This is a genomic window from Citrobacter sp. Cpo045, assembly GCF_030332875.1.
GTDB lineage: Bacteria > Pseudomonadota > Gammaproteobacteria > Enterobacterales > Enterobacteriaceae > Citrobacter > Citrobacter portucalensis.
Genome location: NZ_JAOWGZ010000107.1, coordinates 496498 through 520816, shown reverse-complemented (window position 1 = coordinate 520816; position 24319 = coordinate 496498). Strand labels below are relative to the sequence as shown.

The window sequence follows — 24319 nt, the reverse complement described above, 5'->3', positions numbered from 1 at the left end:
ATGTCGTTCACATCCGGCACTGATACGGTTTACTCTTCTGGTGCTTCCAGCTCGGAGAATCCACCGTGTCCTTCCCAACCGGCTAATCGCTGATAGACGGTATCAACAGCATCTTTGATCGGCTGTGTCATCGGGTAGTAAAAACCGACGATGTCCGGTTGAATGCCGAGGAAAATTACCTCACCAACATCGTCTTTCAGCTGATCTACCAGGTAGTTCAGCGGCATGTTGTGGGTGGTCATCATGAACATCTCGGCAATGTCATCGGGATCGATAATGCGGATTTCACCGGGGTTCAACCCCATATCGGTGGCATCAACAATCAACAAACGCTGCGGACGCAGTTCACGGATGGCGACAATATCGTTCTCCGGCGCGCTACCGCCGTCGATGACAACCCAGTTGCCTTGAGGATTTGCAGCACACATTTCAGCCAGCAGCGGGCCCGCGCCGTCATCGCCCATCATGCTGTTACCCACACATAATAAAACGTCAGTCACGGTGTCTCCTCACCATCAGATAGATGGCGCTTTCCTGGTGTATGTCGTGCAGCATGCTAAGCATCAGCTTGCTCCACTCCTGCTGCTGCGGGGTCTGCACGGCACGCGCATCATCGAACGCGCGCGCCAGCATTTGTACATGGTTGAAATCGATAACGATCTCGCCGTATTTCGGCACGCCTTCCATTTTACGGCGGGCTTCGCTTCCCTCAGCAAGGGTAGCAATCCATGCCAAATATTCGTCCCATGGACAAGTTAACGCCGCTTCCAGGCAATCGATGATCCCAAGGTGGTGACCAATCGCCAGGCTGTAATAGACAACCTGCTGCGCCTCAGCAGGCGTCGCATCGTTCTCATCAATAAACTTACGGCTCAGTTGACTGAACACCACCGTTTCACTCATCGGATACGCGCCTCTTCGACAACATGATTAAGATGCGTGACGATCTCGGTCAGACGCGGATCGTTTTCCGCTTCCAGCCAGCGCGCCACCTGATGCTCGCCCTGCCCTAACTGCGTCATATAGTCATCAGCAATCTGGCGACCATAGCGGTATCCCGCCAGGCGGCGAGCTTCACGATCCACCTTCACACGCAGCGGTTGAACCATGTCCGGATGCAGAATTTCCGCCGGCTGTTCGTCCAGTTCACCCGGCGCACGCGCGTGAATTTTTTGCTCCAGCAGCCCCAACGCCATGGCAAAACCGTACAGCGTTGCCGCAGGCGTCGGCGGACAACCTGGAATATATACGTCCACCGGTACGATTTTGTCCGTGCCGCCCCATACGCAGTATAAGTCGTGGAAGATACCGCCGCTGTTACCGCAGGCACCGTAAGAGATACAAATTTTCGGATCTGGCGCAGACTGCCAGGCACGCAGCGCCGGAGAGCGCATGGCACGGGTTACCGCGCCGGTAAACAGCAGAATATCCGCATGGCGCGGTGACGGGACGACTTTGATGCCAAAACGTTCGGCATCAAACAGCGGAGAAAGCGTAGCAAAGATTTCGATTTCGCAACCGTTGCAGCCGCCGCAGTCCACGCGGTAAACATACGCTGAACGCTTGATGCTTTTCAGCAGCGATGCTTTCATGCTGGCAATGGATTCATCCACCGTCATCGGTACCGGAATACCGTTGGCGTCACGTGGGCCTAATAAATTGCTCATCAGCTGGCCTCTTTCATATGGCGAGTCAGTTCAATACGGTCAGACGGCACCAGGCATTTCTGGCGCTTACAGTCCGGGCAGGTCTCAAAGCTTTCACGGTGGTTTTCCGCGCGGGTATCACCGTTGTGCTTAAGCAGCGCAATGGCGTAATCAATCTCTTTTTGCACCGCAAACGGACGGTTACATACGCGGCAATTGCACAGCGCAAAACGAGACTGCTGCAAGAAATCATCTTTCTTCCACACCGCCAGCTCATACTCCTGCGACAGCTTGATTGCCGCTGTCGGGCAGACTTCTTCGCAGCGGGCGCAGAAAATGCAGCGCCCAAGGTTGAACTGCCACGCCAGCTCATTGGTGACCAGATCGGTTTCTACCGTCAGCGCGTTCGACGGGCACGCATTCACACAGGCCGCACAGCCGATGCACTGCTGCGGATTATGTTCCGGTTTGCCACGGAAGTTTTTATCGACCGCAATCGGTTCCAGCGGATACGACGACGTCGGTGCCCCGGTTTTGATGACTTTTTTGATAAAGGTAAACATGGCGATTCCTTATTTCAGCGGCGAGTTTTTACGCTCGATGCTGTAGCGCTCAAGTTCTTTGTACGGCACGACTTTGCTCTTCTTCTTACGCACATCGACCACAGTCATACGGTCAGTACAGGAGTAGCAAGGATCGAGGCTACCGATAATCAGCGGGGCATCGGAAACGGTATTGCCACGCAGCATGTAGCGCAGCGTCGGCCAGTTGGCGTAAGTCGCCGCACGGCAGCGCCAGCGATACAGTTTCTGGTTGTCGCCGGTCATGCTCCAGTGGATGTCATCTCCACGCGGCGCTTCAGCAAAGCCCAGTGCGAAACGGTGAGGAATATAGGTAAAGCCTTCCACCATCAGCGGACCGCCCGGCAGGTTGTCCAGACCAAAGTCGATCATATTCAGCGCGGTGTAGACTTCATTAATACGGACTTTCAGGCGAGAAATAACGTCGCAGCCCTGCTCGCTGTGAACTTCCATCGGCAGCAGACCATAGCCGACAAACGGGTGATCAGCGCGGGTGTCACGCGCGTGGCCGCTGGCGCGAACCATCGGGCCGACGTTACTGAAGTCACGGGCAATTTCCGGATCAAGACGACCAATACCAACGGTACGCTGTTCCATGTTCGGCGTACTGAGCAGCATATCGACCAATTCCTGCACGTCACGACGCATCTGCTGCGCCAGTTGACGGGTCTGGATCATATCTTCTTTCAGCAGATCACGACGGATACCGCCGATCAGGTTCAGACCGTAGGTTTTACGTGCCCCAGTGAGGATCTCCGCCATCTTCATCGACGTTTCACGCACGCGGAAGAACTGCATAAAGCCGGAGTCAAAACCGGTGAAGTGACAGGCCAGGCCGAGGTTGAGCAGGTGCGAGTGCAGACGCTCAACTTCCAGCAGAATAGCGCGGATCATCTGCGCACGTTCCGGCACCACGATGCCCATCGCATTCTCAACGGAGGTGGTATAAGCGGTGCTATGCGCAAAGCCGCAGATGCCGCACACGCGATCTGACAGGAACGTCACTTCGTTGTAACCCATGCGGGTTTCCGCCAGTTTCTCCATGCCGCGGTGGACATAGAACAGACGGTAATCGGCGTCGATGATGTTCTCACCGTCAACAAACAGGCGGAAGTGACCGGGTTCATCGGAGGTGACGTGCAACGGGCCAATCGGCACCACGTTATTTTTCTTGTCGCCCAGTTCGTTGATGAACTCGTAGGTTTCAGCATCGGTAGTCGGCGCCGGGCGCTGACGATAATCCATGCTGTCTTTACGCAGCGGATAGAGTTCGTCCGGCCAGTCATCCGGTAACACCAGACGGCGCTCATCCGGTAAACCAACCGGGATCAAACCGTACATGTCGCGCACTTCACGCTCGCCCCAGACCGCTGCTGGAACGCGCGGCGTGACGGACGGGAACTCCAGTTTATTGGCATCGACTTCAACGCGGACGGTTATCCAGCACTTGGTGCCCTGCTCCATCGACATCACGTAATAAACGGCGTAATGACCGCACAGCTGACGTTCGTCGTTACCAAACAGCACGGATAACCAGCCGCCCTGTTTGTAGTACAGGAACTCCACCACTTCCGGCAGGTAGTTCACCTTGACGGTGATCGTCAGCTGATCTTTGGTCTGCCAGGCTTCATCCAGCACCACGCCCGGAAAGGCCTGGTGCAGCGCAGCGAGATATTGTTGACCTAATTTTTCTTCAGACATGCTCAAACTCTCTTAAATCACGCCACCAGCAAGGAGACGAACGCTAAAAACGCAAACCCAAAACCGGCCCAGGTCACGCGTGAAGTGGCGCAAAAACGCAGACGCGCCATGCTGTTTTCGAACAGGGCGATGACCAGCACGCCGAGGACCAGCTTGACGACGGCAATCACCAGCGCCAGCAGCAGTCCACCGGCGGTGAAGGTTTCCATCTGACCCCACGGCAGGAACACGCCAACGAACATTTGCAGAACGACCAGCTGTTTGAGGCTAATGCCCCACTTCAGCACGGCAAAACCACTGCCGCTGTATTCAGTCAATGGACCTTCCTGCAGCTCCTGCTCTGCTTCCGCCAGATCGAACGGCAGTTTGCCCATTTCGATAAAGGTGGCGAAAGCACAGGCGCACAGTGCCAGAATCAGCGGAATGCTGCGCGCAGCAGGCCAGTGGTAAATGGTATCGGCGATATTGCTGATATGGGTTGAACCCGCAACCTGTGCCGCTACCCACAGCCCCAGCAGCAGGATAGGTTCAACCAGCACGCCGAGCATCGCTTCACGGCTGGCGCCAATGGCGGTAAACGGGCTACCGGTATCCAGTCCCGCGATAGAGAAGAAGAAACGGGCGATGGCGAACAGGTAAATTAAGGTGATCAGATCGCCCAGTTGTGGCAGCGGTGAGCCAACGGTCACTACCGGCAACGCAGTGGCGATAGTCAGCATCACGCCCACCATCACAAACGGCGTCAGGCGGAAAACCCAGCTGGAATCCGCAGGCGCAATGCTCTGACGGCCCAGCAGTTTGATAATGTCGCGGTATTCCTGCAAAACGCCCGGACCGCGGCGATTGTGCAAACGCGCACGCGCCACGCGGGTAACACCGGACAGCAGCGGCGCAACGGCAAACAGCACCAGCGCCTGAATTAACGGATATAAAACACTCATTCTCAGGCTCCTCGTGAAACCACAATCACCACCAGCACCGCCAGCTCAATCAGCGCCAGGCGACGGAACAGCACCGGTGCAGCCGCATTCTGCCAGCCCGGAACCAGTGATACCGGGTTCAGCCATTTACGCAGTTTGAGTACCGGGGCAAAGGCTTCTTTCACCGGCATGGCAAAACCGTGCGCGGTAATCACCATTGACTGCTCGTGATCGTAACCACACACCCATGCCGCACCGCGTGAACGCGACGGCAGACGGTTGCCTTTGAAAATGGCCATGATGATGAACGGCAGCAGCGGACACGCGATCAGCAGCAGCGTGATCATTGGCTGAGAAACGGTGGTGTTCGCGGTTTCCAACGGCAGCGGAACGGCAGAGGAGATCATCGGCAGCAGCCACGGCGCAGCAACGCCGCCAATCACGCAGCAGATAGCCAGCGCGACGACGCTCACTCCCATCAGGATTGGCGCGCAGCAGGCATTTTCAGCTTCCTTCGTGCGCGGTGCGCCAAGGAACGTAACGCCATAGACTTTCGCCATACACATCACCGCCAGCGCGCCGGTAATTGCCAGCCCTACCGCCAGCAACGGTCCTAACAGGCTACCGACAAACGCGCCGCTGTTGCCAAGCTTAAAGAAGGATTGGTAGATAACCCACTCACCGGCAAAACCGTTCAGCGGCGGCAGTGCGGCCATCGCCATCAGACCAACCAGCATCGCCAGCGAGATAACCGGCATACGTTTACCGATACCGCCCAGTTTTTCGATATCACGATGACCGGTACGGAACCAGATGCTGCCTGCGCCCAGGAACAGAACGCTTTTGAACAGGCTGTGGTTTACCAGGTGGTACAGACCGCCGGTCAAACCCAGCGCAATCAGTGCCGGTTGATTCAGGGAAATTCCCGTCACGCCAGCGCCCAGACCCAGCAGAATAATGCCGATGTTTTCCAGCGTGTGGTACGCCAGCAGGCGCTGGATATTGTGTTCCATCAGCGCATACAGACCGCCAACAAACGCGGTGATCATGCCCAGCACCAGCAGCGTAATCCCCCACCACAGCGGCGCGTTACCGCCCAGCAGCGACAGGGAGAGAATACCCAGCAGACCAACCTTCATGACGACGGTAGAGAACAGCGCCGCAGCCGGTGCGCTGGCATTGGCGTGTGCCTGTGGCACCCAACCGTGCAGCGGAATAATCCCGGCCAGCAGGCCAAAACCTGCCACGCCCAGCAGCCAGATGTCAGACCCGAGCGGCAGCTCCTGGGTGCGCAGGTCTAGCAGACGCAGCTCCAGAGTGCCGTAACGTTGCCACACCAGGTAGCAGGCGACCGCCAGCAGCAGCGTACCAATACGCCCCAGCGCAAACCACAGTTTGCCTTCTTTACTGCATCCGGTGAGGAACACGGCACACAGCGCCATGATTTCCGCCATCACCACCAGCGTACCGAGGTTACTGGCAACCACCGCACATACCGCCGCGGCCATCAGCAGATTCACCAGCAGGCCGTTAGCTTTCACCTGCGGATGACGATGCCAGTCAATGTTGTACAGGCTGACAAACAGGCCGCACAGGCCCAGTGTAATCAGCCAGATAGCATTCAGCGGAGTAATTTGCAGACTGTGACCAATAAACGGCATCACGCCGCTCACTGCCAGCGCATTAGTCAGAACGGTAAAACCCGCGGCTGCCGTACACAGGCTGCCGACTGCACCGCCAACCCCAGCAATCCAGCCGCTCAGCGATTTATGAAATGAAAACAGAAATGCCAGAACCGCAGCCGCTGTAAACCAGGCTACGCCGCTGTTAATCAGTGAAATTGCGCTCATTTTGCATCCCCACTCTGAGCCTGCTGAAACAAGGTGAGATCGCCGAAATCGGTATTGAAAGTCAGCTCACGCTTACGTTTGCTGGCGCGGGCGATATCCATGTTGCTCACCAGATGCAGGGCTTTGGTCGGACACATGCGCACGCAGGCAGGACCTTGCTCGTCAAAACTACACAGATCGCATTTCACCGCGATGGCACGAACGCCAGGAACCCAGTCCAACAGCGAACTCACGCGAGCAGGCGCTGGCGGAGCCGGAGGCGCTTTTGGCGTATTGGCGTTTGCCGGAATGTGTAGCGGACGGCTACCGGAAAACTCTATCGCGCCAAACGGACAAGCGATCCCGCACAGTTTGCAGCTTACGCACAGGCTTTCGTTCAGCTGTACGGCGCCATCAACGCGGTTAATGGCATTAACCGGACACACGGTGGCGCAAGGCGCATCTTCACACTGGTGGCAAAGCTGCGGCGCGGATTCTTTTTCATTTAACATCACTTTCAGGCGCGGCATTGACTGCAGGCCATGCTGGCGATGTGTCTCTGAGCAGGCGGCTTCACAGGTGTGGCAGCCAATACAAAGAGTGGAGTCAGCAATTACAAAACGATTCACCAGGCATTCCTCAGGTGATAGTCATTTTTGACGAAAACATGTCTACCAAATGTCATTTCGACATTTTTCGACATGCCCATTCCCTAAAACGTCGTGACGCAGTATGTAGACCGCATCATGACAAAGTGGGCAGCACCCGAGGCTTAAGCCGGGCTGTGTCCCTCAACCAGCTGGCTTAAATTCACCGGCATATTGTTCTCAACCGCGGTGTACAGGCTGTCGTAGACGGTGGCGATTTTTTCGAGATAGTGCTCCAGCACCTGCTCGCGATCGCGGTTGCTAATACGCTCATCGACCTTACCGTCGATAGTCAATTCTGCCTGTGCAATCAGCTGCTTATCATCACCGTCTTTCGTTTCGACGTAGTATTCGATGGTATGGCTGTTAAAGCCGTCCGCCAGCGTGACATAGATAGTGAAGTGTTCAAAAAGGACGAAGCAGAGATCCTTGTCCGGTGCGCAGCTCATCGCATGATGCAAACGCGCTTTTGACAGGGTGATCCCCTGAACCAGCGAGTTGCAGTAAATACGCCACTGGTCCTGTAGGCGACGATGCCGTTCAGCGATGTAATCGGCTTTTTCGCTTATTTCCCAAATAGTCATGTCAGGTTACCCGTTTAGCAGAGATGAACAGCCTTAAGCACATTTCATGCCAAAATTAAATCACTTAATTTTCATATAGATAAAAAATCAAAGGCGGGTGACGACATGTCATTTCGTCATCGTCGTCATTGTCACGAATGAAAAAATTCAACCTGGCATGCTTATTGCTTTTAATACGTCAACTTCACAGGAGGCGGTATGCACGAAATAACCCTCTGCCAACGGGCACTGGAATTGATTGAACAACAGGCCACGCAACACGGTGCTAAGCGAGTAACTGGGGTCTGGCTCAAAATTGGCGCATTTTCTTGCGTAGAAACCAGCGCTCTCTCCTTTTGTTTTGATCTGGTATGCCGCGGGACCCTTGCAGAAGGTTGTAAACTCCACCTCGAAGAACAAGAAGCCGAATGTTGGTGCGAATCTTGTCAGCAATACGTCACGTTACTGACGCAACGCGTGCGCCGATGCCCGCAATGCAACAGCGATATGCTGAGAATTGTGGCCGATGACGGCTTACAGATTCGACGTATTGAAATAGATGAAACTCCAGCGCCTGATGGCGACGCTTAAGCGTCTTATCCAGCCTACAGAAACAGCTCGTTTGTAGGCCGGATAAGGCAACGCAGCCATCCGGCAACAGATGTATCGCAAGTAAAAAGATCAGGAGTGAGCGATGTGTACGACATGTGGTTGCGCTGAAGGCAACCTATATATAGAGGGTGATGAGCATAATCCCCACTCGGCGTTTCGCAGCGCGCCATTTGCCCCGGCGGCTCGTCCGGCGCTGAATATTACCGGTGTGAAGACCTCAAATTTCACCCCGAGCCAGACTGAAGAAGGCGATTTGCACTACGGTCACGGTGAGGCCGGAACCCACGCACCAGGTATGAGCCAACGCCGTATGCTGGAAGTGGAAATTGACGTACTGGACAAAAACAACCGCCTCGCCGAGCGCAACCGTGCCCGCTTTGCGGCCCGTCAGCATCTGGTGCTGAACCTTGTTTCAAGCCCGGGCTCTGGTAAAACTACCCTGCTGACCGAAACGCTGATGAAGCTGAAAGATAGCGTGCCGTGCGCCGTTATTGAAGGTGACCAGCAAACGGTGAACGATGCCGCCCGTATTCGCGCCACAGGCACACCCGCCATTCAGGTCAACACCGGTAAAGGTTGCCACCTTGACGCACAAATGATTGCTGACGCCGCGCCACGTTTGCCGCTTGACGATAACGGTATTCTGTTCATTGAAAACGTCGGCAACCTGGTCTGCCCGGCCAGCTTCGACCTCGGCGAGCGCCATAAAGTGGCCGTGCTTTCAGTAACCGAAGGTGAAGACAAACCGCTGAAATACCCGCATATGTTTGCCGCCGCATCGCTGATGCTGCTCAACAAAGTGGATCTACTGCCGTACCTCAATTTTGACGTTGAAAAATGCATCGCCAGCGCCCGGGAAGTGAACCCGGGGATTGAGATTATCCTAATTTCCGCCACCAGTGGAGAAGGGATGGATCAATGGCTCTCCTGGCTGGAGACGCAGCGATGTGCATAGGTGTTCCGGGTCAAATCCGCACCATTGATGGCAACCAGGCCAAAGTCGACGTCTGCGGTATTCAGCGCGACGTCGACCTGACGCTGGTCGGTAGCTGTGATGAACATGGCCAACCGCGTCTCGGCCAGTGGGTACTGGTCCACGTCGGTTTTGCCATGAGCATCATTAATGAAGCTGAAGCGCGCGATACGCTCGACGCGCTGCAAAACATGTTTGACGTTGAGCCGGATGTCGGCGCGTTGCTGTACGGCGAGGAAAAATAAATGCGTTTTGTTGACGAATACCGCGCACCAGAACAGGTGATGCAGTTGATAGAGCACCTGTGCGAACGTGCCGCCCACCTCTCCTACACGGCTGAACGCCCGCTGCGGATCATGGAAGTTTGTGGTGGTCATACCCACGCTATCTTCAAATTCGGGCTCGACCAGTTGCTACCGAAAAACGTGGAGTTTATTCATGGTCCGGGTTGCCCGGTTTGCGTTCTGCCGATGGGCAGAATCGACAGCTGTGTAGAAATCGCCAGCCATCCAGAAGTGATTTTCTGCACCTTTGGCGACGCTATGCGCGTCCCGGGTAAGCAAGGCTCCCTGCTGCAAGCCAAGGCGCGTGGTGCGGATATCCGTATTGTCTATTCACCGATGGATGCACTGAAGCTGGCGCAGGAAAACCCAACGCGTAAAGTGGTGTTCTTTGGCCTGGGTTTTGAAACCACAATGCCAACGACCGCTATCACCCTGCAACAGGCAAAGCAGCGTGATGTGCAGAACTTTTACTTTTTCTGCCAGCACATCACGCTTATCCCTACGCTGCGCAGCCTGCTGGAACAGCCGGACAACGGTATCGACGCCTTTTTAGCGCCGGGCCACGTCAGCATGGTGATTGGCACCGACGCCTATAATTTCATTGCTTCAGATTTCCATCGCCCGCTGGTGGTCGCCGGTTTCGAACCGCTCGATCTCCTGCAAGGCGTAGTGATGTTAATTGAGCAGAAAATTGCAGCCCAAAGCCAGGTAGAAAACCAGTACCGCCGCGTGGTACCGGATGCCGGTAACGCGTTAGCGCAACAGGCCATTGCCGAGGTGTTCTGCGTCAATGGTGACAGCGAATGGCGCGGTCTGGGCGTTATCGAATCCTCTGGCGTTCACCTGACGCCGGACTATCAGCGCTTTGATGCCGAAGCACATTTCCAGCCAGCGCCGCAGCAGGTGTATGACGATCCGCGCGCGCGTTGTGGGGAAGTGCTGACGGGCAGATGTAAACCACATCAGTGCCCGTTATTTGGCAAAACGTGTAACCCGGAGACCGCGTTTGGCGCCCTGATGGTCTCCTCAGAAGGCGCATGTGCCGCCTGGTATCAGTATCGTCAGCAGGAGTGTGAAGCATGAGCAGCGTACAACTCGCCCACGGTAGCGGCGGTCAGGCTATGCAGCAGTTGATCAACAGTCTGTTTATGGAGGCTTTTGCGAATCCGTGGCTGGCGGAACAAGAAGATCAAGCGCGTCTGGAACTGGCACAACTGGTGGCAGAAGGCGATCGTCTGGCGTTTTCAACTGACAGCTACGTTATCGATCCGTTGTTCTTCCCCGGCGGCAATATCGGCAAGCTGGCCATCTGCGGTACGGCTAACGACGTAGCGGTCAGCGGGGCTATTCCACGCTACCTCTCCTGCGGTTTTATCCTCGAAGAGGGTCTGCCGATGGAGACACTGAAAACCGTTGTTAACAGCATGGCAGCAACCGCGCGCGAAGCAGGCATCGCCATCGTGACTGGCGATACCAAAGTCGTGCAGCGTGGCGCCGCGGATAAGCTGTTCATTAACACTGCCGGAATGGGGGCAATTCCCGCCAACATTCACTGGGGTGCACAGACTCTCAGCGTGGGTGATGTGCTGCTGGTCAGTGGCTCTCTTGGCGATCACGGGGCAACTATCCTTAACCTACGCGAGCAATTGGGTCTGGATGGCGAACTGGTCAGCGACTGCGCGGTGTTAACACCTCTTATCCAGACGCTGCGTGATATTCCTGGCGTGAAGGCGCTTCGTGACGCCACCCGTGGCGGCGTGAATGCGGTCACGCATGAATTTGCCGCAGCATGCGGATTTGGTATTGAGCTGTCGGAAGCTGCTCTGCCCGTGAAGCCAGCGGTGCGTGGCGTTTGCGAGCTGCTGGGTCTGGATGCGCTCAACTTTGCTAACGAAGGCAAACTGGTGATTGCCGTTGAGCGTCAGGCCGCTGAAAGCGTGCTTGCCGCGCTGCACGCGCATCCGTTAGGACGCGATGCGGCAATGATTGGTGAAGTGGTTGAACGTAAAGGTGTTCGTCTTGCCGGACTCTACGGCGTAAAACGAACCCTCGATTTACCACACGCCGAACCATTACCTCGTATATGCTAGCAGCCGGTTGGCAGCATGCTGTAGGCCGGATAAGACGCATTTGCGTCTTATCCGGCATTAACGCTGCATAACGCCTGATGGCGCTTTGCTTATCAGGCCTACGGATTGCGTGACCAGCGAGTTTGCGGTCAGCCATCCGGCAATAATTTACGACTTATACCTATAATTCATTTACCGTTTTCGCACCGTTCTGCGGTGCTTTCCCTGGAAAAGCAATATGTCGTATACACCGATGAGTGACCTCGGACAGCAAGGCCTGTTCGATATTACTCGTACATTATTACAGCAGCCCGATCTCCCGTCTCTTAGCGAGGCGCTTTCGCAGCTGGTCAAGCGTTCAGCGCTGGCCGACTGCGCGGCTATTGTCTTATGGCAGGCACAAACGCAACGTGCGCGTTATTTTGCAACGCGTGAAAATGGTAAACCCATCGATTATGAAGACGAAACGGTGCTGGCACATGGTCCGGTACGCCGTATTTTGTCTCGCCCTGATGCGTTGCACTGCAACTATCATGAGTTTACGGAAACATGGCCACAATTGGCTTCAGGTGGACTGTATTCTGAATTTGGCCACTACTGCCTGCTGCCGCTGGCGGCAGATGGGCGCATCTTTGGCGGTTGCGAATTCATCCGTAACGAAGACCGTCCGTGGAGTGAAAAAGAATATAACCGTCTACAGACCTTCACTCAGATAGTCGGCGTTGTTGCTGAACAAATTCAAAGCAGAGTCAGCAACAACGTCGATTACGATCTGCTGTGTCGTGAGCGTGACAACTTTCGCATCCTGGTCGCCATCACCAATGCCGTGCTCTCCCGACTGGATATTGATGAGCTGGTCAGCGAAGTCGCCAAAGAGATCCACCACTACTTCGACATCGATGCCATCAGCATCGTGTTACGCAGCGATCGCAAAAATAAACTCAGTATCTATTCCACTCACTATCTGGATGAACATCATCCGGCACACGAACAGAGTGAAGTGGACGAAGCGGGCACGCTCTCTGAACGGGTCTTCAAAAGCAAAGAGATGCTGCTGATCAACCTGAGCGAACGTGACATCCTTGCCCCTTACGAACGGATGCTGTTCGAAACCTGGGGCAACCAGCTACAAACCCTGTGTCTGCTACCGCTGATGTCCGGCAATACTATGCTCGGCGTACTCAAGCTGGCACAGTGCGAAGAGAAAGTTTTCACTACCGCCAACCTCAAGCTATTGCGCCAGATTGCCGAGCGTGTGGCAATTGCCGTGGATAACGCCCTTGCCTATCAGGAGATCCACCGCCTGAAGGAACGTCTGGTCGATGAAAACCTGGCGTTGACTGAACAACTCAACAACGTAGAGAGTGAGTTCGGCGAAATCATTGGTCGCAGCGAAGCGATGTACAGCGTACTCAAGCAGGTCGAAATGGTGGCGCAAAGCGACAGCACCGTCTTGATTCTGGGTGAGACCGGAACGGGTAAAGAGCTGATCGCACGAGCCATTCACAACCTGAGCGGACGTAACGCCCGTCGGATGGTGAAGATGAACTGCGCGGCAATGCCTGCCGGATTACTGGAAAGCGATCTGTTTGGTCACGAGCGTGGCGCGTTTACCGGTGCCAGCACGCAGCGGATTGGTCGTTTCGAGCTGGCAGATAAAAGTTCGCTGTTCCTCGATGAAGTTGGCGATATGCCGCTGGAGCTTCAGCCTAAGCTACTGCGCGTTCTACAAGAGCAGGAATTTGAACGTCTGGGCAGTAATAAGCTGATCCAGACCGATGTGCGCTTGATCGCCGCTACCAACCGCGATCTGAAGAAGATGGTTGCCGATCGCGAATTTCGTAACGATCTGTATTACCGGCTGAACGTCTTCCCGATCCATCTGCCGCCGCTGCGTGAGCGCCCGGAAGATATTCCGCTGCTGGTAAAAGCCTTCACCTTCAAAATTGCTCGTCGGATGGGACGCAATATCGACAGTATTCCCGCCGAGGCTCTGCGCACGCTGAGCTGTATGGAATGGCCGGGTAACGTGCGTGAGCTGGAAAACGTGGTAGAACGTGCGGTTCTGCTTACCCGGGGCAACGTACTGCAACTGTCCCTTCCGGATATTGCCCCTTTGACGCCGTCCACGCCTCCGGTGGCAACCGAAGTCGCGCAGGACGGTGAAGATGAATACCAGTTGATTATGCGCGTACTGAAAGAAACCAACGGGGTGGTTGCCGGTCCCAAAGGCGCGGCACAAAGGCTGGGGTTGAAACGTACAACGTTACTCTCACGCATGAAGCGATTAGGCATCGATAAGGATGCACTGGTTTAGCCAGTGTGGCTATACTGGGTGATATCTCAACGAAAGGAGGCAGTATGGCGGTATCAGCACGTAATCAATTAACCGGTACGGTGAGCGCAGTCGCTACGGGCGCAGTGAATGATGAAGTTGAACTGACGCTGGCTGGCGGCGCAAAACTGGTCGCGATTGTAACCCATAGCAGCCAGCAGGCGCTGGGTCTGGCGAAAGGGAAAGAAGCAATTGCCCTGATTAAAGCGCCATGGGTGACGCTGGCAACTGAAGACTGTGGTCTGAAGTTCTCTGCCCGCAACCAGTTTGCTGGCAGTGTTTCCCAGGTCACAGAAGGCGCAGTCAACGCCACGGTACATATCAAAACTGACGCAGGCTTCGAGATTGTTGCCGTCGTCACCAACGAAAGTCAGCAAGAGATGAAACTGAGTCAGGGAAGCCGTGTTGTTGCGCTGATCAAAGCCTCAGCTATTCTGATTGCCACCAAAGCGTAGTCGCCATTCATCACCACATGGCTAAGTTGCCCGATGGCGCAATGCGCATCGGGCCTACGCGACAGATGCACTTATTCTCGTAGGCCAGATAAGGCGCAGCCGCCATCCGGCGCACAGCGACCTTATTTTTTCCGCTGGTACTTCTCGGGTAACTCCGGCGCTGGACGTTTGTCATCAATCAGGTGACGTACGGTCAGAATCGGGTGACGCCAGAGCATTCTCGGCCCAGCCCAACGCATAATTTGCTTCATCTCTTCGCGTTTAGCAGGTTGATAACAGTGCACAGGACACTGTTTACAGGCCGGTTTTTCCTCACCAAATACGCACTTGTCGAGGCGCTTTTGCGCATAGGCAAATAACGCATCGTAATGCCCCGGTTCGTCTGAAGCCTGCGGGCACTGGCTCTCGTAGAGCGAAATCATTCTCTGGATCGTCATTTTTTCACGTGCAATGCGTTTGCCGGACATGATGCCTCCACAATTAAGTTGCATAAATAATACACCTTAACTAAGCACAGAACTATTACCTGAAGGTGATACATCCTTAGCACCCTACGCAAATAAGAATTATTTTCATTTGTTTATGCCATGTGCTATATAACATAGCAAAGGCTATATTCGATGATAAATTAACCATTTTGTTGCGAGGGATACTATGCCGCATCTGCCCCATCTGAAGTCATTTCTCCTTGCCAGCGTGTTAACAGCGCTGACGCTGTCACCCGCCTGGGCGAAAGAAAAATTCAAAGTGGTAACCACCTTTACGGTGATTGCCGATATGGCAAGCAATGTAGCAGGTGACGCGGCGGACGTTAGTTCTATCACCAAACCGGGTGCTGAAATTCACGAATATCAACCAACCCCAGGCGATATTAAACGGGCTCAAGGCGCACAGCTTATTCTCTCCAACGGTCTAAACCTCGAACTATGGTTTGCCCGCTTCTACCAAAATTTGTCCGGCGTACCTGAAGTGATGGTCTCAAACGGCGTGCAGCCAATGGGCATCAGCGAAGGGCCGTACAACGGTAAACCAAACCCGCATGCCTGGATGTCAGCAGAGAACGCGCTGATCTACGTGGATAACATTCGCGATGCGCTGATCAAATATGATCCGGACAATGCCGCAACCTACCAGAATAATGCGCAGAATTATAAAGCGAAAATCCAGCAGACCCTGGCGCCACTGCATACAGAACTGGCAAAGCTCCCTGCTGATAAACGCTGGCTGGTCACCAGCGAAGGCGCATTCTCTTATTTAGCTCGTGATAACAATCTCAAGGAGCTGTATCTGTGGCCGATCAATGCCGATCAGCAGGGTACGCCCAAGCAGGTACGCAAGGTTATCGATGCCATCAGAGAGCATCATATCCCGACGGTATTTAGCGAAAGCACCGTGTCCGACAAACCAGCGCGTCAGGTTGCCCGTGAGTCTGGCGCACATTACGGCGGCGTGCTGTATGTCGATTCGCTCAGTGCAGCCGACGGTCCGGTACCGACCTATCTGGATTTACTGCGCGTCACCACGCAAACCATTGTTAACGGCATCAACAAGGGTCTGGAGAGCCAACCATGAGTCACTCTGCGATTACCGTAAATCAGGTTACGGTGACGTATCGCAACGGTCATACCGCATTGCGGGACGCCACTTTTCAGGTTCCGGGCGGCTCAATTGCCGCGCTGGTCGGCGTAAACGGTTCGGGAAAATCAACGCTTTTTAAAGCGCTGATGGGTTTTGTCCGCCTGGCGCAGGGGGAAATCTCAATTCTGCAACAGCCGGTAAATAAGGCGCTCAAACAGAATCTGATCGCCTATGTCCCCCAGTCAGAAGAGGTGGACTGGTCGTTTCCGGTACTGGTGGAAGATGTGGTGATGATGGGACGCTTTGGCCATATGGGCTGGCTGCGTCGACCAAAACAAATTGACCACGCCTGCGTAGATGCGGCGCTGGCGCGAGTTGATATGCTGGATTATCGCCATCGTCAGATAGGTGAACTGTCCGGTGGGCAGAAAAAGCGTGTTTTTCTGGCAAGGGCCATCGCACAGGACGGACAGGTTATTTTACTGGATGAACCCTTTACCGGCGTGGATGTAAAAACCGAGGCCCGGATCATCGACCTGCTGCGTGAACTGCGTAATGAGGGTCGAACCATGCTGGTCTCTACCCATAATTTGGGATCCGTCACCGAGTTTTGTGATTACACGGTGATGATTAAGGGCACGGTGCTGGCAAGTGGACCCACCGAAACCACCTTTACCCCCGAGAATCTCGAACTGGCATTCAGCGGTGTACTGCGTCACGTTGCGCTGAGCGGCGGTGAACAGCACGTAATTACCGATGATGAACGCCCGTTTATTTCGCGACGCACGGCAAACGAGGGGGAATAACCATGAACTGGCTAACGGAGCCGTTTGGCTACCAGTACATGCTCAACGCCATGTGGGTCTCGGCGATGGTCGGTGGCCTGTGTGCGTTTCTCTCCTGCTATCTGATGCTCAAAGGCTGGTCGCTGATTGGCGATGCGCTGTCGCACTCTATCGTGCCGGGCGTGGCAGGCGCTTATATGTTAGGGCTTCCCTTCGCGCTTGGCGCATTCCTTTCCGGCGGACTGGCGGCGGGCAGTATGCTGTTTCTTAATCAACGTTCGCGCCTGAAGGAAGATGCGATTATCGGACTGATTTTTTCGTCTTTTTTCGGTATCGGGCTGTTTATGGTGTCGCTCAATCCGATGTCGGTGAACATTCAGACCATCATTCTCGGCAACGTGCTGGCGATTGCGCCAGAAGATATTCTACAACTGGCCATCATCGGGGTTATTTCGCTAACCATCCTGTTTTTGAAGTGGAAAGATCTGATGGTGGTTTTTTTTGATGAAAACCACGCGCGCTCTATCGGTTTGAATCCGGGCCGGTTGAAGCTGTTATTTTTTACACTGCTCTCCGTTTCCACAGTCGCCGCGCTGCAAACCGTCGGCGCATTTCTGGTGATTTGCCTGGTGGTTACGCCCGGTGCAACGGCCTGGCTGCTGACCGATCGTTTTCCACGCCTGCTCACTATCGCCGTAGCTATTGGCAGCCTGACCAGCTTTTTCGGCGCCTGGCTGAGCTACTGGCTGGACGGTGCAACCGGCGGAATTATTGTCGTTCTGCAAACGCTGCTGTTCCTGCTGGCATTTGTCTTCGCGCCAAAACACGGTCTGCTGGCGAATCGCCGCCGCGCCCGTCTGGTGAACAAGGAGTCAGTATGATCTTAACAACGCTGCTGGAACCCTTTCAGTTTGGTTTTATGGTCAATGCGCTGGTCATCTCCACCATTGTCGCCGTGCCCTGCGCGCTGCTGTCTGTATTTTTAGTACTCAAAGGCTGGGCACTGATGGGCGATGCAATGAGCCACGCGGTTTTCCCGGGAATTGTACTGGCGTGGATTGCGGGCATCCCACTGGCAATTGGCGCATTTATCGCCGGGCTGTTCTGTGCGGTGGCGACGGGTTATCTCGACGATAACAGCCGCATCAAACGCGATACCCTGATGGGAATCGTCTTTTCCGGCATGTTTGGCGCAGGGCTGGTGCTGTACGTCTCTATCCAGTCAGAGGTCCATCTCGATCATATTCTGTTCGGCGACATGCTGGGCGTATCGTTCAGCGACATCATACAAACCGCGGTTATTACGCTTGGGATAGCGCTTATTATTGGGCTTAAGTGGAAAGATCTGCTGCTGCATGCGTTCGACCCGCATCAGGCAAAGGCCAGTGGGCTTAACACTGCACTGCTACATTACGGCCTGCTGTGCATGATCGCCCTGACGATTGTCGCCACGCTAAAATCAGTAGGGATTATTTTGTCGATCTCCTTACTGATTGCGCCTGGCGCCATTGCGATTTTAATGACGCGGAAATTTTCCCACGCCTTGTGGCTGGCGGTGATTATGTCGGTCGTTACCTCGTTTATGGGCGTGTACCTGTCTTTTTTCATCGACAGTGCACCGGCCCCCACCATCGTCGTACTATTTTCACTACTGTTTGTGATGACCTTTATTTACTCCACCCTGCGCGATCGTCGTTTAGAACGGCGACGCCAGCAATACGACCTCTAACGGAGTGGGCAGTGATATGCCCACTATCGTTATTAGAATACGTAATGACAATATTCCCAGCGTCCTGAACAAATGCCCCGTTCTGAAACCATGCCATATTTACCAGCGCTATTTAATAATCAGATAGTCACTATCACATTAGATAAAAATACAGGTAAATTTTATGAGCAAGATGAGCATGTCAGAAATCTATTCTGAACCAGAGGCCTATGGCTTACCACGCAAAGGTATAACACTTAATAATAAGGAAGCTGCGTTGGTGGTAGTCGATCCACAGATCGATTTTTTAAGTCCTCAGGGTATTGGCTGGGAGGTTTTTAAAGACAGCATTATTGAAAATAATACTGTAGAAAATCTCGAGACGTTGTTCAAAATGGCAAAAGAAGCACAAATGCCTGTTTTTATTTCTCCACATTATTACTTTCCGCACGACCATAAATGGCAATCTACCGCTCCGGGAGAAACATTTATGCACGGCGCTGGAATGTTCAATCGTAAAGGTCCACTGACGATGGAGAATTTTGAAAATTCCGGCGCAGACTTTTTACCGCAGTTTAAGCCATATATTTATGATGGCGAAACGGTCATTGCCTCACCGCATAAGATTTTCGGACCAGAAACCAACGACCTGGTACTGCAATTAAGAAAACGCGGTGTCTCACAGGTCATTCTCGCCGGTATGGCTGCCAATCTGTGTATTGAATCCCATATGCGTGAATTGATTGAGCAAGGTTTTGAAGTTGTCGTCGTTAAAGATGCGACAGCGGGTCCGCGCATTCCGGAAGGTGACGGTTATCTCGCCGCTCTAACCAACTACCGCATCATTGCCAATGATTTATGGGACACCGACACCACGGTTGAAAAGGTAAAGGCAGCAGCTAAGTAATAGCTATGAGTACGGTTACCGAGGGTAATTGTATGTACAACATCGCTCATCCATTAGCCATCAAAATAAATTTCATTAAGCGCGGAGCTTTTCCATGAATCTTAAGTTAAAGGTTATTTCGGCATGTATTTTACTTTCCATGTCTGTTTCAGCTACTCAGGTATTGGCCGCTGCCAGTACAAATGAGACAACTTACTTAGTTAACCGTGGTGATCCACAATTAAAGGTCAACGGCAAATATATCGATCAGATCATTGCCGAGGTAATGGCGAAAAATAATCTGCCGGGTTTATCCATGGCGATTGTTCAGGCGCCTTATATTCCGCGCTCAGCGGGATACGGTCTGGCAACGGCTGCCAATGATGAGCTTGCTTCCACCAAAACCATGTGGGGAATTGGCCCTATCACGCAAGCTTTTACTGCAGTCGCAGTAATGCAACTGGTAGAGCAAGGTAAATTGGATCTTAATACTCCTGTGAGTGTTTATTTGCCTGGCCTGCCGGAAAGCTGGCATAACATTACGATTCTGGAATTAATGCAGCACTCATCCGGGATCCCTGATTTCAGATCTTTCGGCTATAAACAAGAGCAAAAATATACACCTGCGCAGCTGGTGGATCTTGTTAAAGATAAACCGCTCGAATTTAAAAATGGCACGGACATCAACTCCAGCGCAACTGACTTTATCCTGTTAGGTATGGCTATCGAGAAAGTCAGCGGAATGAGTTACGTAGACTTCGTCAACAAATACCAAATTGCGCCGTTAGGTCTGCAAAGCACCATGTTCGCAAAAGACATGCCAACGAAAGCATTCCTTGATCGCCCGACGCCTGATAAGCAACATAATCAGCATTCGAAATTTAAGTCAGAAATTGACTGGATCAACCCTGTTGAGCCTGCAACAGGTTACGTCGCAGCGGGTGACAAACTGGCGCCTGTCAGCGCGATCGCCACTGATAATCTGTTCGCCTACGGTGGTCTGTGGTCGTCAGCGGAAGACATCAGTAAGTGGGATATCGGTCTTGCCGGCAGCACGCTGGTTAAAGACAAAAAGCTACGCGACATTATCTATAGCCCGGCAAAACTGAAAAATGGCAAAGTCGTGCCTGCCATGGCCGGCTGGGAATTTACCCGCCATCCTGGTTTTCTGGAAATCAAAGGAACCACAGGTGGCTTTAGTGCCTATCTGAGCCGCTTTACCGCCGGTGATGAACTGGTTTGCGTGACAATGCTGACCAACAAAGAAGGCGTAGACATGACTCAGGTGGCTCGTGATATCGCTGAAGCCTATAAAATCGGGCTGGGTTCTGGGTTAAATTCAGAGAAGATCAAAAACCAGGAAAGTAAATTCTCAGTCGATGAGACGGTCTCCCGACTGAAAGCCATTCTGAAAAGCGAAGGCGTTCCGGTATTCACCGAAATTGATCACGAGAAAAATGCCGAGGGCGCGGGAATGAACCTCAGGCCAACGAAAGTCCTGGTATTTGGTAACCCTAAAGTCGGCACAAAACTGATGCAGGATAAACAGGGTGTCGCGCTGGATCTGCCGTTACGTGTTTCCGTATGGCAGGATAAGATCGGGCGAGTTTGGGTCGGTTATGAAAACCTGGATGACGTAGCAAAAACCTACGATCTTCAGGACAAGCAGACCATTGATAAGATTGACAACTTTATGACTAAGCTGGTCAGTCGGGCTGTTGATGCTTATATCCAGTAACGGGATATAGCACTCCCAGCCTTCTCATGCTGCGGGACCGTTAAAGCTCCCGCAGCGTGTCAGCGCCAGCTTAATAGCGGGCTAAACGCCTCACGTCCCACCAGGGCACGAAGCGCAGGCAGATGACAGTTACGCGCCAGAAGCGGAGGTACGGCAAAAATAATGTCGCCGGAGAGCATCACATTCTCAAGTTGTCCCCATAGGTACCAGCCGGTTTCAACGCCACTGTCCGGGACGCGCAAATGCAAATGCCATCCCTCCTGCGGCTCATCAGCAATCCCCAGCCACTGGCTAAATCGGGGGATTTCAGGCACAACCTGAGTCACTAACGAACACACACCAACCTGGTTTGCCGGTATATACAACGTTAGCGCTCCCAAAGTAATACGTACCGCCGCCAGATTAGTGGGAGCCGTCATAACCGCTGGTCTCCTGATAACGCTCAAAGACCAGATTCAGATCGAGCAGCGTGTACCAGGTTTCCATCACGTTAACCACCCCCACAGCGATGCTTTGTAACGCCGGGGGCAACGAATCTCCTGGCAAATGAATCTGGCTTTCGGCGACTTCCAACACATCAATCAGTTTATCTATCAGGATCCCACTTTGCATTTTCTCGGCGCATCCAATCAAAATAGTGCGCTTACCTGCCGAATTGACGGTAGGTTTATCGATCAGGCTGTCCAGTCTCATTACCGATTCCACCCGTCCACGATAGTTGATGACCCCTTCAAGCATTGGCGCGCAACAGGGAACCCAGGAGATCGGGCGCTCTGCAAGGATCTCTTTAATTTGCGCCCCATAGAAGGCAAAATTTTTACCCGCCAGTTGAAATAACACCAGCGTACGCTGGGGTTCATCAACGTTTTCACACTCCGGCTTTTCACCATGGTTCAGCGCAAGAATCTGCTCCAGCTGTTGGCTCATATTGACTCCTTTTACTCGGCAATGCAGAAAGTGTTACGGCCATTTTGTTTCGCGGCATACAGCGCCTGATCGGCGCGTTCGCGTAGCGTTTCAATCCGATCGCCAAACTGCCACTGGGCAATACCCGCGCTGAAGGTACTGTGAAAACTGGCGTCGTTAACGGAAAATGTGACCTGCTCGTAATCCCTACGCAATCGTTCGACCACGCGCGCGGCCTTGTCACTGCTGGTGTTGGGCATAATGATGACAAACTCTTCACCACCATAACGGCCAACGATATCGGTGCTGCGTAAGCGATGGGAGAACAACTGCGAAATACCGACAATTACCTGGTCACCGACCGCATGACCGTAGGTATCGTTAATACTTTTAAAGCGATCCAGGTCCACCATCACCATACAAAACGGGTTGCCGCTGTAGTTCGACTCGGCAATCGCGCTTTTGAGAAAATGGGTGGTCGTTGAGTGGTTATATAACCCGCTCAGACTGTCCTGCGACATGCGGGCACGCAGGACGCGCATTCTTTCCGCGCGAATCGATACGGCGCGGATCAGCTCCTCAGGGTCGCTCTGTTTGAGGATAAAATCCTCCGCGCCGATGCTCATTGCTCCCAACTGCGCATACTTGTTGGTCTCGCTGGAGAGATAGGCGATAGGCAGGCCAATATGCTGCGGTATTTGGCGAATCAGTTTTGTCAGTTCCTCACCGCTGAACTCTGGCATGTGATAATCCATCAACACCAGATCGATCGGCTGCGCATTCAGTACATGCAGTAGATAGTGAGGTTTTTCCAGCACATGCACTTCCATGCCCGCCAAGCGCAGCATCTCCGCGTTGTATTCCGCCACCGCGGGTTCGTCATCGATCAACAATACCTGGTAAGGCTTTTTCAGCGACGGTTGAGTCAGGCGATGAAGTTCCTGGACTAAATCGGTGATAGACGCAGGCTTTACGTAGTAGCCATCACAGCCGGATTTGATGGCGTTGACGCGGGCATTGAAATCGCTATGACACGAGAGGAACAGTACAGGGAAAGGTTTGCCCACTTTTTGTTTCAAATCCGACATCGCCAGCGGTCCACCGTAGGCGTTGTCCGGAAAGCTAACATCCATAATCACCACGGCGGGCGGTTGCGACAATACGGCCTGAGTGAAATCCTGCGTGTTCGCGAACACATGGCAGGTAAAACCAAAACAGCGCAGTTGGGTCGCGAGAAGCTCGACCTGGTCAATATCATCATCACACAGGTAGATAGGCTTACTGGCCCGCCGAACATATCCCTCTTCCGGGCGCTGCGCGGTGATCGGTAATGTGAACTCCGTATCGCTGATACGATGTTCAAGATTGAGCTGCTCCTGAGTCAGGGTGTACAACCACCTGATGATTCGCCGCAGCTCATCGTAATGCAATGTGCTTTGCTCTGTTTCCGGTTCTGTTAGTAAACGCTCACCTTCTGCTGAGGCATTCGCCAGCGGGCTAAAGCCAAAGGACCCTGCCGAACCGTGAATACTGTGCAGCAGGATATGTAGCTGTTTGCGACAGGCTTCGCTAGGCTCTGCGACCAGTTGAACGAGTAATCTTTCCGCTTGTGCCAGCATGTCGGGAATTCGGCGTAGAAACCCCTGCCGCAAACGCGCTATTTTTTCCTGCGCTGCCGCCATCGCTATATGCTTATTTTCTTGTTTCATCAAACACGTAGGCTTATTCAGTTAATCGCAGATGGTTGCAGTAGCGCATTGACAGCAGCCCCCAGATTTTCCGCGAGGTTTTCATCTTTTTTCACCCAACGGTCGTACAGAGCGTCGCTGCCCGTTACTTCATTGGCACTCAGTAAAATAAAAGGCTTAGCCCAATCCTGAGCGCGTAACAGCGCCAGCAAATCCAACCCACTGATCTCTGGCATATGCAGATCGCTAATCACCAGGTCGATGCTGTTATCCGAGTCCAGGCACGCCAGGGCGGAAATCGCGCTTTCCACAATCACCACATCGTAGCCGTCCATTTGCAAAAATATGGATGCCAGTTCAGCCGCAAAAAGATCATCATCAACTAATAAAATTCGCATTTTCTCTCTCGATTTTG

The 24319-nt window shown here is 53.4% G+C and carries 27 protein-coding genes; 13 read left to right on the top strand and 14 right to left on the bottom strand.

Translation table 11 applies throughout. The annotated features are described in order from the left end of the window. Positions 1 to 29 precede the first annotated feature (29 nt). From hycI to hycA, 9 genes are all read right to left on the bottom strand, one after another. Positions 30 to 500, bottom strand: coding sequence for a hydrogenase maturation peptidase HycI (gene hycI / locus OGY13_RS24285; RefSeq protein WP_003037382.1), 471 nt, complete (start codon positions 498 to 500; stop codon positions 30 to 32). Then, positions 493 to 903: a formate hydrogenlyase maturation HycH family protein gene (locus tag OGY13_RS24280; protein ID WP_003037385.1), complete on the bottom strand. Its 411-nt coding sequence runs from the start codon at positions 901 to 903 to the stop codon at positions 493 to 495. Before OGY13_RS24280 ends, hycI begins: the two co-directional genes overlap by 8 nt. Then, a complete protein-coding gene (hycG, locus tag OGY13_RS24275; protein WP_003037388.1) occupies positions 900 to 1667 on the bottom strand; it encodes a formate hydrogenlyase subunit HycG in 768 nt (255 codons plus the stop codon). The genes OGY13_RS24280 and hycG overlap by 4 nt, the downstream gene beginning before the upstream one ends. After that, positions 1667 to 2209, bottom strand: a complete 543-nt coding sequence (locus tag OGY13_RS24270) for a formate hydrogenlyase complex iron-sulfur subunit (RefSeq protein ID WP_032944742.1) — start codon at positions 2207 to 2209, stop codon at positions 1667 to 1669. Before OGY13_RS24270 ends, hycG begins: the two co-directional genes overlap by 1 nt. A 9-nt stretch (positions 2210 to 2218) precedes the next feature. Continuing rightward, positions 2219 to 3928: a formate hydrogenlyase subunit HycE gene (hycE, locus tag OGY13_RS24265; protein WP_003037393.1), complete on the bottom strand. Its 1710-nt coding sequence runs from the start codon at positions 3926 to 3928 to the stop codon at positions 2219 to 2221. Between the two features lie 17 nt (positions 3929 to 3945). Next, a complete protein-coding gene (locus OGY13_RS24260) occupies positions 3946 to 4869 on the bottom strand; it encodes a respiratory chain complex I subunit 1 family protein (protein WP_003825914.1) in 924 nt (307 codons plus the stop codon). 2 nt (positions 4870 to 4871) lie between these two features. Continuing rightward, positions 4872 to 6698: a formate hydrogenlyase subunit 3 gene (gene hycC / locus OGY13_RS24255; RefSeq protein ID WP_003825912.1), complete on the bottom strand. Its 1827-nt coding sequence runs from the start codon at positions 6696 to 6698 to the stop codon at positions 4872 to 4874. Then, a complete protein-coding gene (gene hycB / locus OGY13_RS24250) occupies positions 6695 to 7306 on the bottom strand; it encodes a formate hydrogenlyase subunit HycB (RefSeq protein ID WP_003825909.1) in 612 nt (203 codons plus the stop codon). The genes hycC and hycB overlap by 4 nt, the downstream gene beginning before the upstream one ends. A 143-nt stretch (positions 7307 to 7449) precedes the next feature. After that, positions 7450 to 7908, bottom strand: a complete 459-nt coding sequence (gene hycA, locus OGY13_RS24245; RefSeq protein WP_008785633.1) for a formate hydrogenlyase regulator HycA — start codon at positions 7906 to 7908, stop codon at positions 7450 to 7452. A 198-nt stretch (positions 7909 to 8106) separates the two neighbouring features. Here hycA and hypA point away from each other — a divergent pair, with 198 nt between their 5' ends. From hypA to OGY13_RS24210, 7 genes are all read left to right on the top strand, one after another. After that, positions 8107 to 8478: a hydrogenase maturation nickel metallochaperone HypA gene (gene hypA, locus OGY13_RS24240; RefSeq protein WP_008785634.1), complete on the top strand. Its 372-nt coding sequence runs from the start codon at positions 8107 to 8109 to the stop codon at positions 8476 to 8478. 103 nt (positions 8479 to 8581) lie between these two features. Then, on the top strand, positions 8582 to 9454 hold the full coding sequence (gene hypB / locus OGY13_RS24235; RefSeq protein WP_003037409.1) for a hydrogenase nickel incorporation protein HypB: 873 nt from the start codon (positions 8582 to 8584) through the stop codon (positions 9452 to 9454). Continuing rightward, positions 9445 to 9717, top strand: coding sequence for a hydrogenase 3 maturation protein HypC (gene hypC, locus OGY13_RS24230; RefSeq protein WP_003037411.1), 273 nt, complete (start codon positions 9445 to 9447; stop codon positions 9715 to 9717). Before hypB ends, hypC begins: the two co-directional genes overlap by 10 nt. Beyond that, positions 9718 to 10839, top strand: a complete 1122-nt coding sequence (gene hypD / locus OGY13_RS24225; RefSeq protein WP_111465147.1) for a hydrogenase formation protein HypD — start codon at positions 9718 to 9720, stop codon at positions 10837 to 10839. Then, the gene (gene hypE, locus OGY13_RS24220; protein WP_213752624.1) at positions 10836 to 11846 is read left to right on the top strand and encodes a hydrogenase maturation carbamoyl dehydratase HypE; all 1011 of its coding nucleotides are present in this window, start codon (positions 10836 to 10838) and stop codon (positions 11844 to 11846) included. Before hypD ends, hypE begins: the two co-directional genes overlap by 4 nt. Before the next feature lie 217 nt (positions 11847 to 12063). Beyond that, positions 12064 to 14142 (top strand): formate hydrogenlyase transcriptional activator FlhA, encoded by a 2079-nt coding sequence (flhA, locus tag OGY13_RS24215; protein WP_032944751.1) that lies wholly within the window; start codon positions 12064 to 12066, stop codon positions 14140 to 14142. 44 nt (positions 14143 to 14186) lie between these two features. Continuing rightward, on the top strand, positions 14187 to 14615 hold the full coding sequence (locus OGY13_RS24210; protein ID WP_003825890.1) for a TOBE domain-containing protein: 429 nt from the start codon (positions 14187 to 14189) through the stop codon (positions 14613 to 14615). Between the two features lie 122 nt (positions 14616 to 14737). Here the strand turns inward: OGY13_RS24210 and OGY13_RS24205 are convergent, their stop codons facing one another. Further along, complete coding sequence (locus OGY13_RS24205; RefSeq protein WP_213752648.1) at positions 14738 to 15082, bottom strand: nitrous oxide-stimulated promoter family protein; 345 nt, start codon at positions 15080 to 15082, stop codon at positions 14738 to 14740. Positions 15083 to 15269: 187 nt separating this feature from the next. Here OGY13_RS24205 and OGY13_RS24200 point away from each other — a divergent pair, with 187 nt between their 5' ends. The 6 genes from OGY13_RS24200 to OGY13_RS24175 all read left to right on the top strand — a co-directional run bounded on the left by OGY13_RS24200 (position 15270) and on the right by OGY13_RS24175 (position 21310). Continuing rightward, entirely contained in the window at positions 15270 to 16187 is a 918-nt protein-coding gene (locus OGY13_RS24200) for a metal ABC transporter substrate-binding protein (protein ID WP_057068101.1), read from the top strand. Then, on the top strand, positions 16184 to 16999 hold the full coding sequence (sitB, locus tag OGY13_RS24195; protein ID WP_060683326.1) for an iron/manganese ABC transporter ATP-binding protein SitB: 816 nt from the start codon (positions 16184 to 16186) through the stop codon (positions 16997 to 16999). The genes OGY13_RS24200 and sitB overlap by 4 nt, the downstream gene beginning before the upstream one ends. A gap of 2 nt (positions 17000 to 17001) precedes the next feature. Next, positions 17002 to 17859 carry an iron/manganese ABC transporter permease subunit SitC gene (gene sitC / locus OGY13_RS24190; RefSeq protein ID WP_008785642.1) on the top strand — a complete coding sequence of 286 codons (858 nt, stop codon included), beginning with the start codon at positions 17002 to 17004 and terminating at the stop codon, positions 17857 to 17859. Continuing rightward, the gene (sitD, locus tag OGY13_RS24185; protein WP_032944764.1) at positions 17856 to 18707 is read left to right on the top strand and encodes an iron/manganese ABC transporter permease subunit SitD; all 852 of its coding nucleotides are present in this window, start codon (positions 17856 to 17858) and stop codon (positions 18705 to 18707) included. Before sitC ends, sitD begins: the two co-directional genes overlap by 4 nt. 163 nt (positions 18708 to 18870) lie before the next feature. Next, on the top strand, positions 18871 to 19593 hold the full coding sequence (locus OGY13_RS24180; protein ID WP_241177030.1) for a cysteine hydrolase family protein: 723 nt from the start codon (positions 18871 to 18873) through the stop codon (positions 19591 to 19593). Between the two features lie 94 nt (positions 19594 to 19687). Beyond that, positions 19688 to 21310, top strand: coding sequence for a serine hydrolase (locus tag OGY13_RS24175; RefSeq protein WP_191215466.1), 1623 nt, complete (start codon positions 19688 to 19690; stop codon positions 21308 to 21310). A gap of 59 nt (positions 21311 to 21369) precedes the next feature. Here OGY13_RS24175 and OGY13_RS24170 read toward each other — a convergent pair whose 3' ends face one another. The 4 genes from OGY13_RS24170 to OGY13_RS24155 are packed head-to-tail and all read right to left on the bottom strand — an operon-like array spanning position 21370 to position 24302. Next, positions 21370 to 21729: a hypothetical protein gene (locus OGY13_RS24170; RefSeq protein WP_003825861.1), complete on the bottom strand. Its 360-nt coding sequence runs from the start codon at positions 21727 to 21729 to the stop codon at positions 21370 to 21372. Beyond that, a complete protein-coding gene (locus OGY13_RS24165; RefSeq protein ID WP_032944769.1) occupies positions 21713 to 22237 on the bottom strand; it encodes a chemotaxis protein CheW in 525 nt (174 codons plus the stop codon). The genes OGY13_RS24170 and OGY13_RS24165 overlap by 17 nt, the downstream gene beginning before the upstream one ends. An 11-nt stretch (positions 22238 to 22248) precedes the next feature. Then, positions 22249 to 23925, bottom strand: a complete 1677-nt coding sequence (locus OGY13_RS24160; RefSeq protein ID WP_213752623.1) for a diguanylate cyclase — start codon at positions 23923 to 23925, stop codon at positions 22249 to 22251. A 17-nt stretch (positions 23926 to 23942) separates the two neighbouring features. Beyond that, positions 23943 to 24302: a response regulator gene (locus OGY13_RS24155; RefSeq protein WP_003825854.1), complete on the bottom strand. Its 360-nt coding sequence runs from the start codon at positions 24300 to 24302 to the stop codon at positions 23943 to 23945. Positions 24303 to 24319 lie beyond the last annotated feature (17 nt).

What these genes read in the sequence shown, in the direction of transcription:
- hycG (WP_003037388.1), bottom strand. Translation starts at nt 1,667, where the DNA reads ATGAGCAATTTATTAGGCCCACGTGACGCCAACGGTATTCCGGTACCG.
- sitC (WP_008785642.1), top strand. Translation starts at nt 17,002, where the DNA reads ATGAACTGGCTAACGGAGCCGTTTGGCTACCAGTACATGCTCAACGCC.
- hypE (WP_213752624.1), top strand. Translation starts at nt 10,836, where the DNA reads ATGAGCAGCGTACAACTCGCCCACGGTAGCGGCGGTCAGGCTATGCAG.
- OGY13_RS24180 (WP_241177030.1), top strand. Translation starts at nt 18,871, where the DNA reads ATGAGCAAGATGAGCATGTCAGAAATCTATTCTGAACCAGAGGCCTAT.
- hypB (WP_003037409.1), top strand. Translation starts at nt 8,582, where the DNA reads ATGTGTACGACATGTGGTTGCGCTGAAGGCAACCTATATATAGAGGGT.
- hycE (WP_003037393.1), bottom strand. Translation starts at nt 3,928, where the DNA reads ATGTCTGAAGAAAAATTAGGTCAACAATATCTCGCTGCGCTGCACCAG.
- OGY13_RS24175 (WP_191215466.1), top strand. Translation starts at nt 19,688, where the DNA reads ATGAATCTTAAGTTAAAGGTTATTTCGGCATGTATTTTACTTTCCATG.
- hycC (WP_003825912.1), bottom strand. Translation starts at nt 6,698, where the DNA reads ATGAGCGCAATTTCACTGATTAACAGCGGCGTAGCCTGGTTTACAGCG.
- sitB (WP_060683326.1), top strand. Translation starts at nt 16,184, where the DNA reads ATGAGTCACTCTGCGATTACCGTAAATCAGGTTACGGTGACGTATCGC.
- flhA (WP_032944751.1), top strand. Translation starts at nt 12,064, where the DNA reads ATGTCGTATACACCGATGAGTGACCTCGGACAGCAAGGCCTGTTCGAT.
- OGY13_RS24260 (WP_003825914.1), bottom strand. Translation starts at nt 4,869, where the DNA reads ATGAGTGTTTTATATCCGTTAATTCAGGCGCTGGTGCTGTTTGCCGTT.
- OGY13_RS24205 (WP_213752648.1), bottom strand. Translation starts at nt 15,082, where the DNA reads ATGTCCGGCAAACGCATTGCACGTGAAAAAATGACGATCCAGAGAATG.
- OGY13_RS24210 (WP_003825890.1), top strand. Translation starts at nt 14,187, where the DNA reads ATGGCGGTATCAGCACGTAATCAATTAACCGGTACGGTGAGCGCAGTC.
- hycA (WP_008785633.1), bottom strand. Translation starts at nt 7,908, where the DNA reads ATGACTATTTGGGAAATAAGCGAAAAAGCCGATTACATCGCTGAACGG.
- OGY13_RS24155 (WP_003825854.1), bottom strand. Translation starts at nt 24,302, where the DNA reads ATGCGAATTTTATTAGTTGATGATGATCTTTTTGCGGCTGAACTGGCA.
- OGY13_RS24160 (WP_213752623.1), bottom strand. Translation starts at nt 23,925, where the DNA reads ATGAAACAAGAAAATAAGCATATAGCGATGGCGGCAGCGCAGGAAAAA.
- OGY13_RS24200 (WP_057068101.1), top strand. Translation starts at nt 15,270, where the DNA reads ATGCCGCATCTGCCCCATCTGAAGTCATTTCTCCTTGCCAGCGTGTTA.
- sitD (WP_032944764.1), top strand. Translation starts at nt 17,856, where the DNA reads ATGATCTTAACAACGCTGCTGGAACCCTTTCAGTTTGGTTTTATGGTC.
- OGY13_RS24270 (WP_032944742.1), bottom strand. Translation starts at nt 2,209, where the DNA reads ATGTTTACCTTTATCAAAAAAGTCATCAAAACCGGGGCACCGACGTCG.
- OGY13_RS24165 (WP_032944769.1), bottom strand. Translation starts at nt 22,237, where the DNA reads ATGAGCCAACAGCTGGAGCAGATTCTTGCGCTGAACCATGGTGAAAAG.
- hypC (WP_003037411.1), top strand. Translation starts at nt 9,445, where the DNA reads ATGTGCATAGGTGTTCCGGGTCAAATCCGCACCATTGATGGCAACCAG.
- hypD (WP_111465147.1), top strand. Translation starts at nt 9,718, where the DNA reads ATGCGTTTTGTTGACGAATACCGCGCACCAGAACAGGTGATGCAGTTG.
- OGY13_RS24170 (WP_003825861.1), bottom strand. Translation starts at nt 21,729, where the DNA reads ATGACGGCTCCCACTAATCTGGCGGCGGTACGTATTACTTTGGGAGCG.
- OGY13_RS24280 (WP_003037385.1), bottom strand. Translation starts at nt 903, where the DNA reads ATGAGTGAAACGGTGGTGTTCAGTCAACTGAGCCGTAAGTTTATTGAT.
- hypA (WP_008785634.1), top strand. Translation starts at nt 8,107, where the DNA reads ATGCACGAAATAACCCTCTGCCAACGGGCACTGGAATTGATTGAACAA.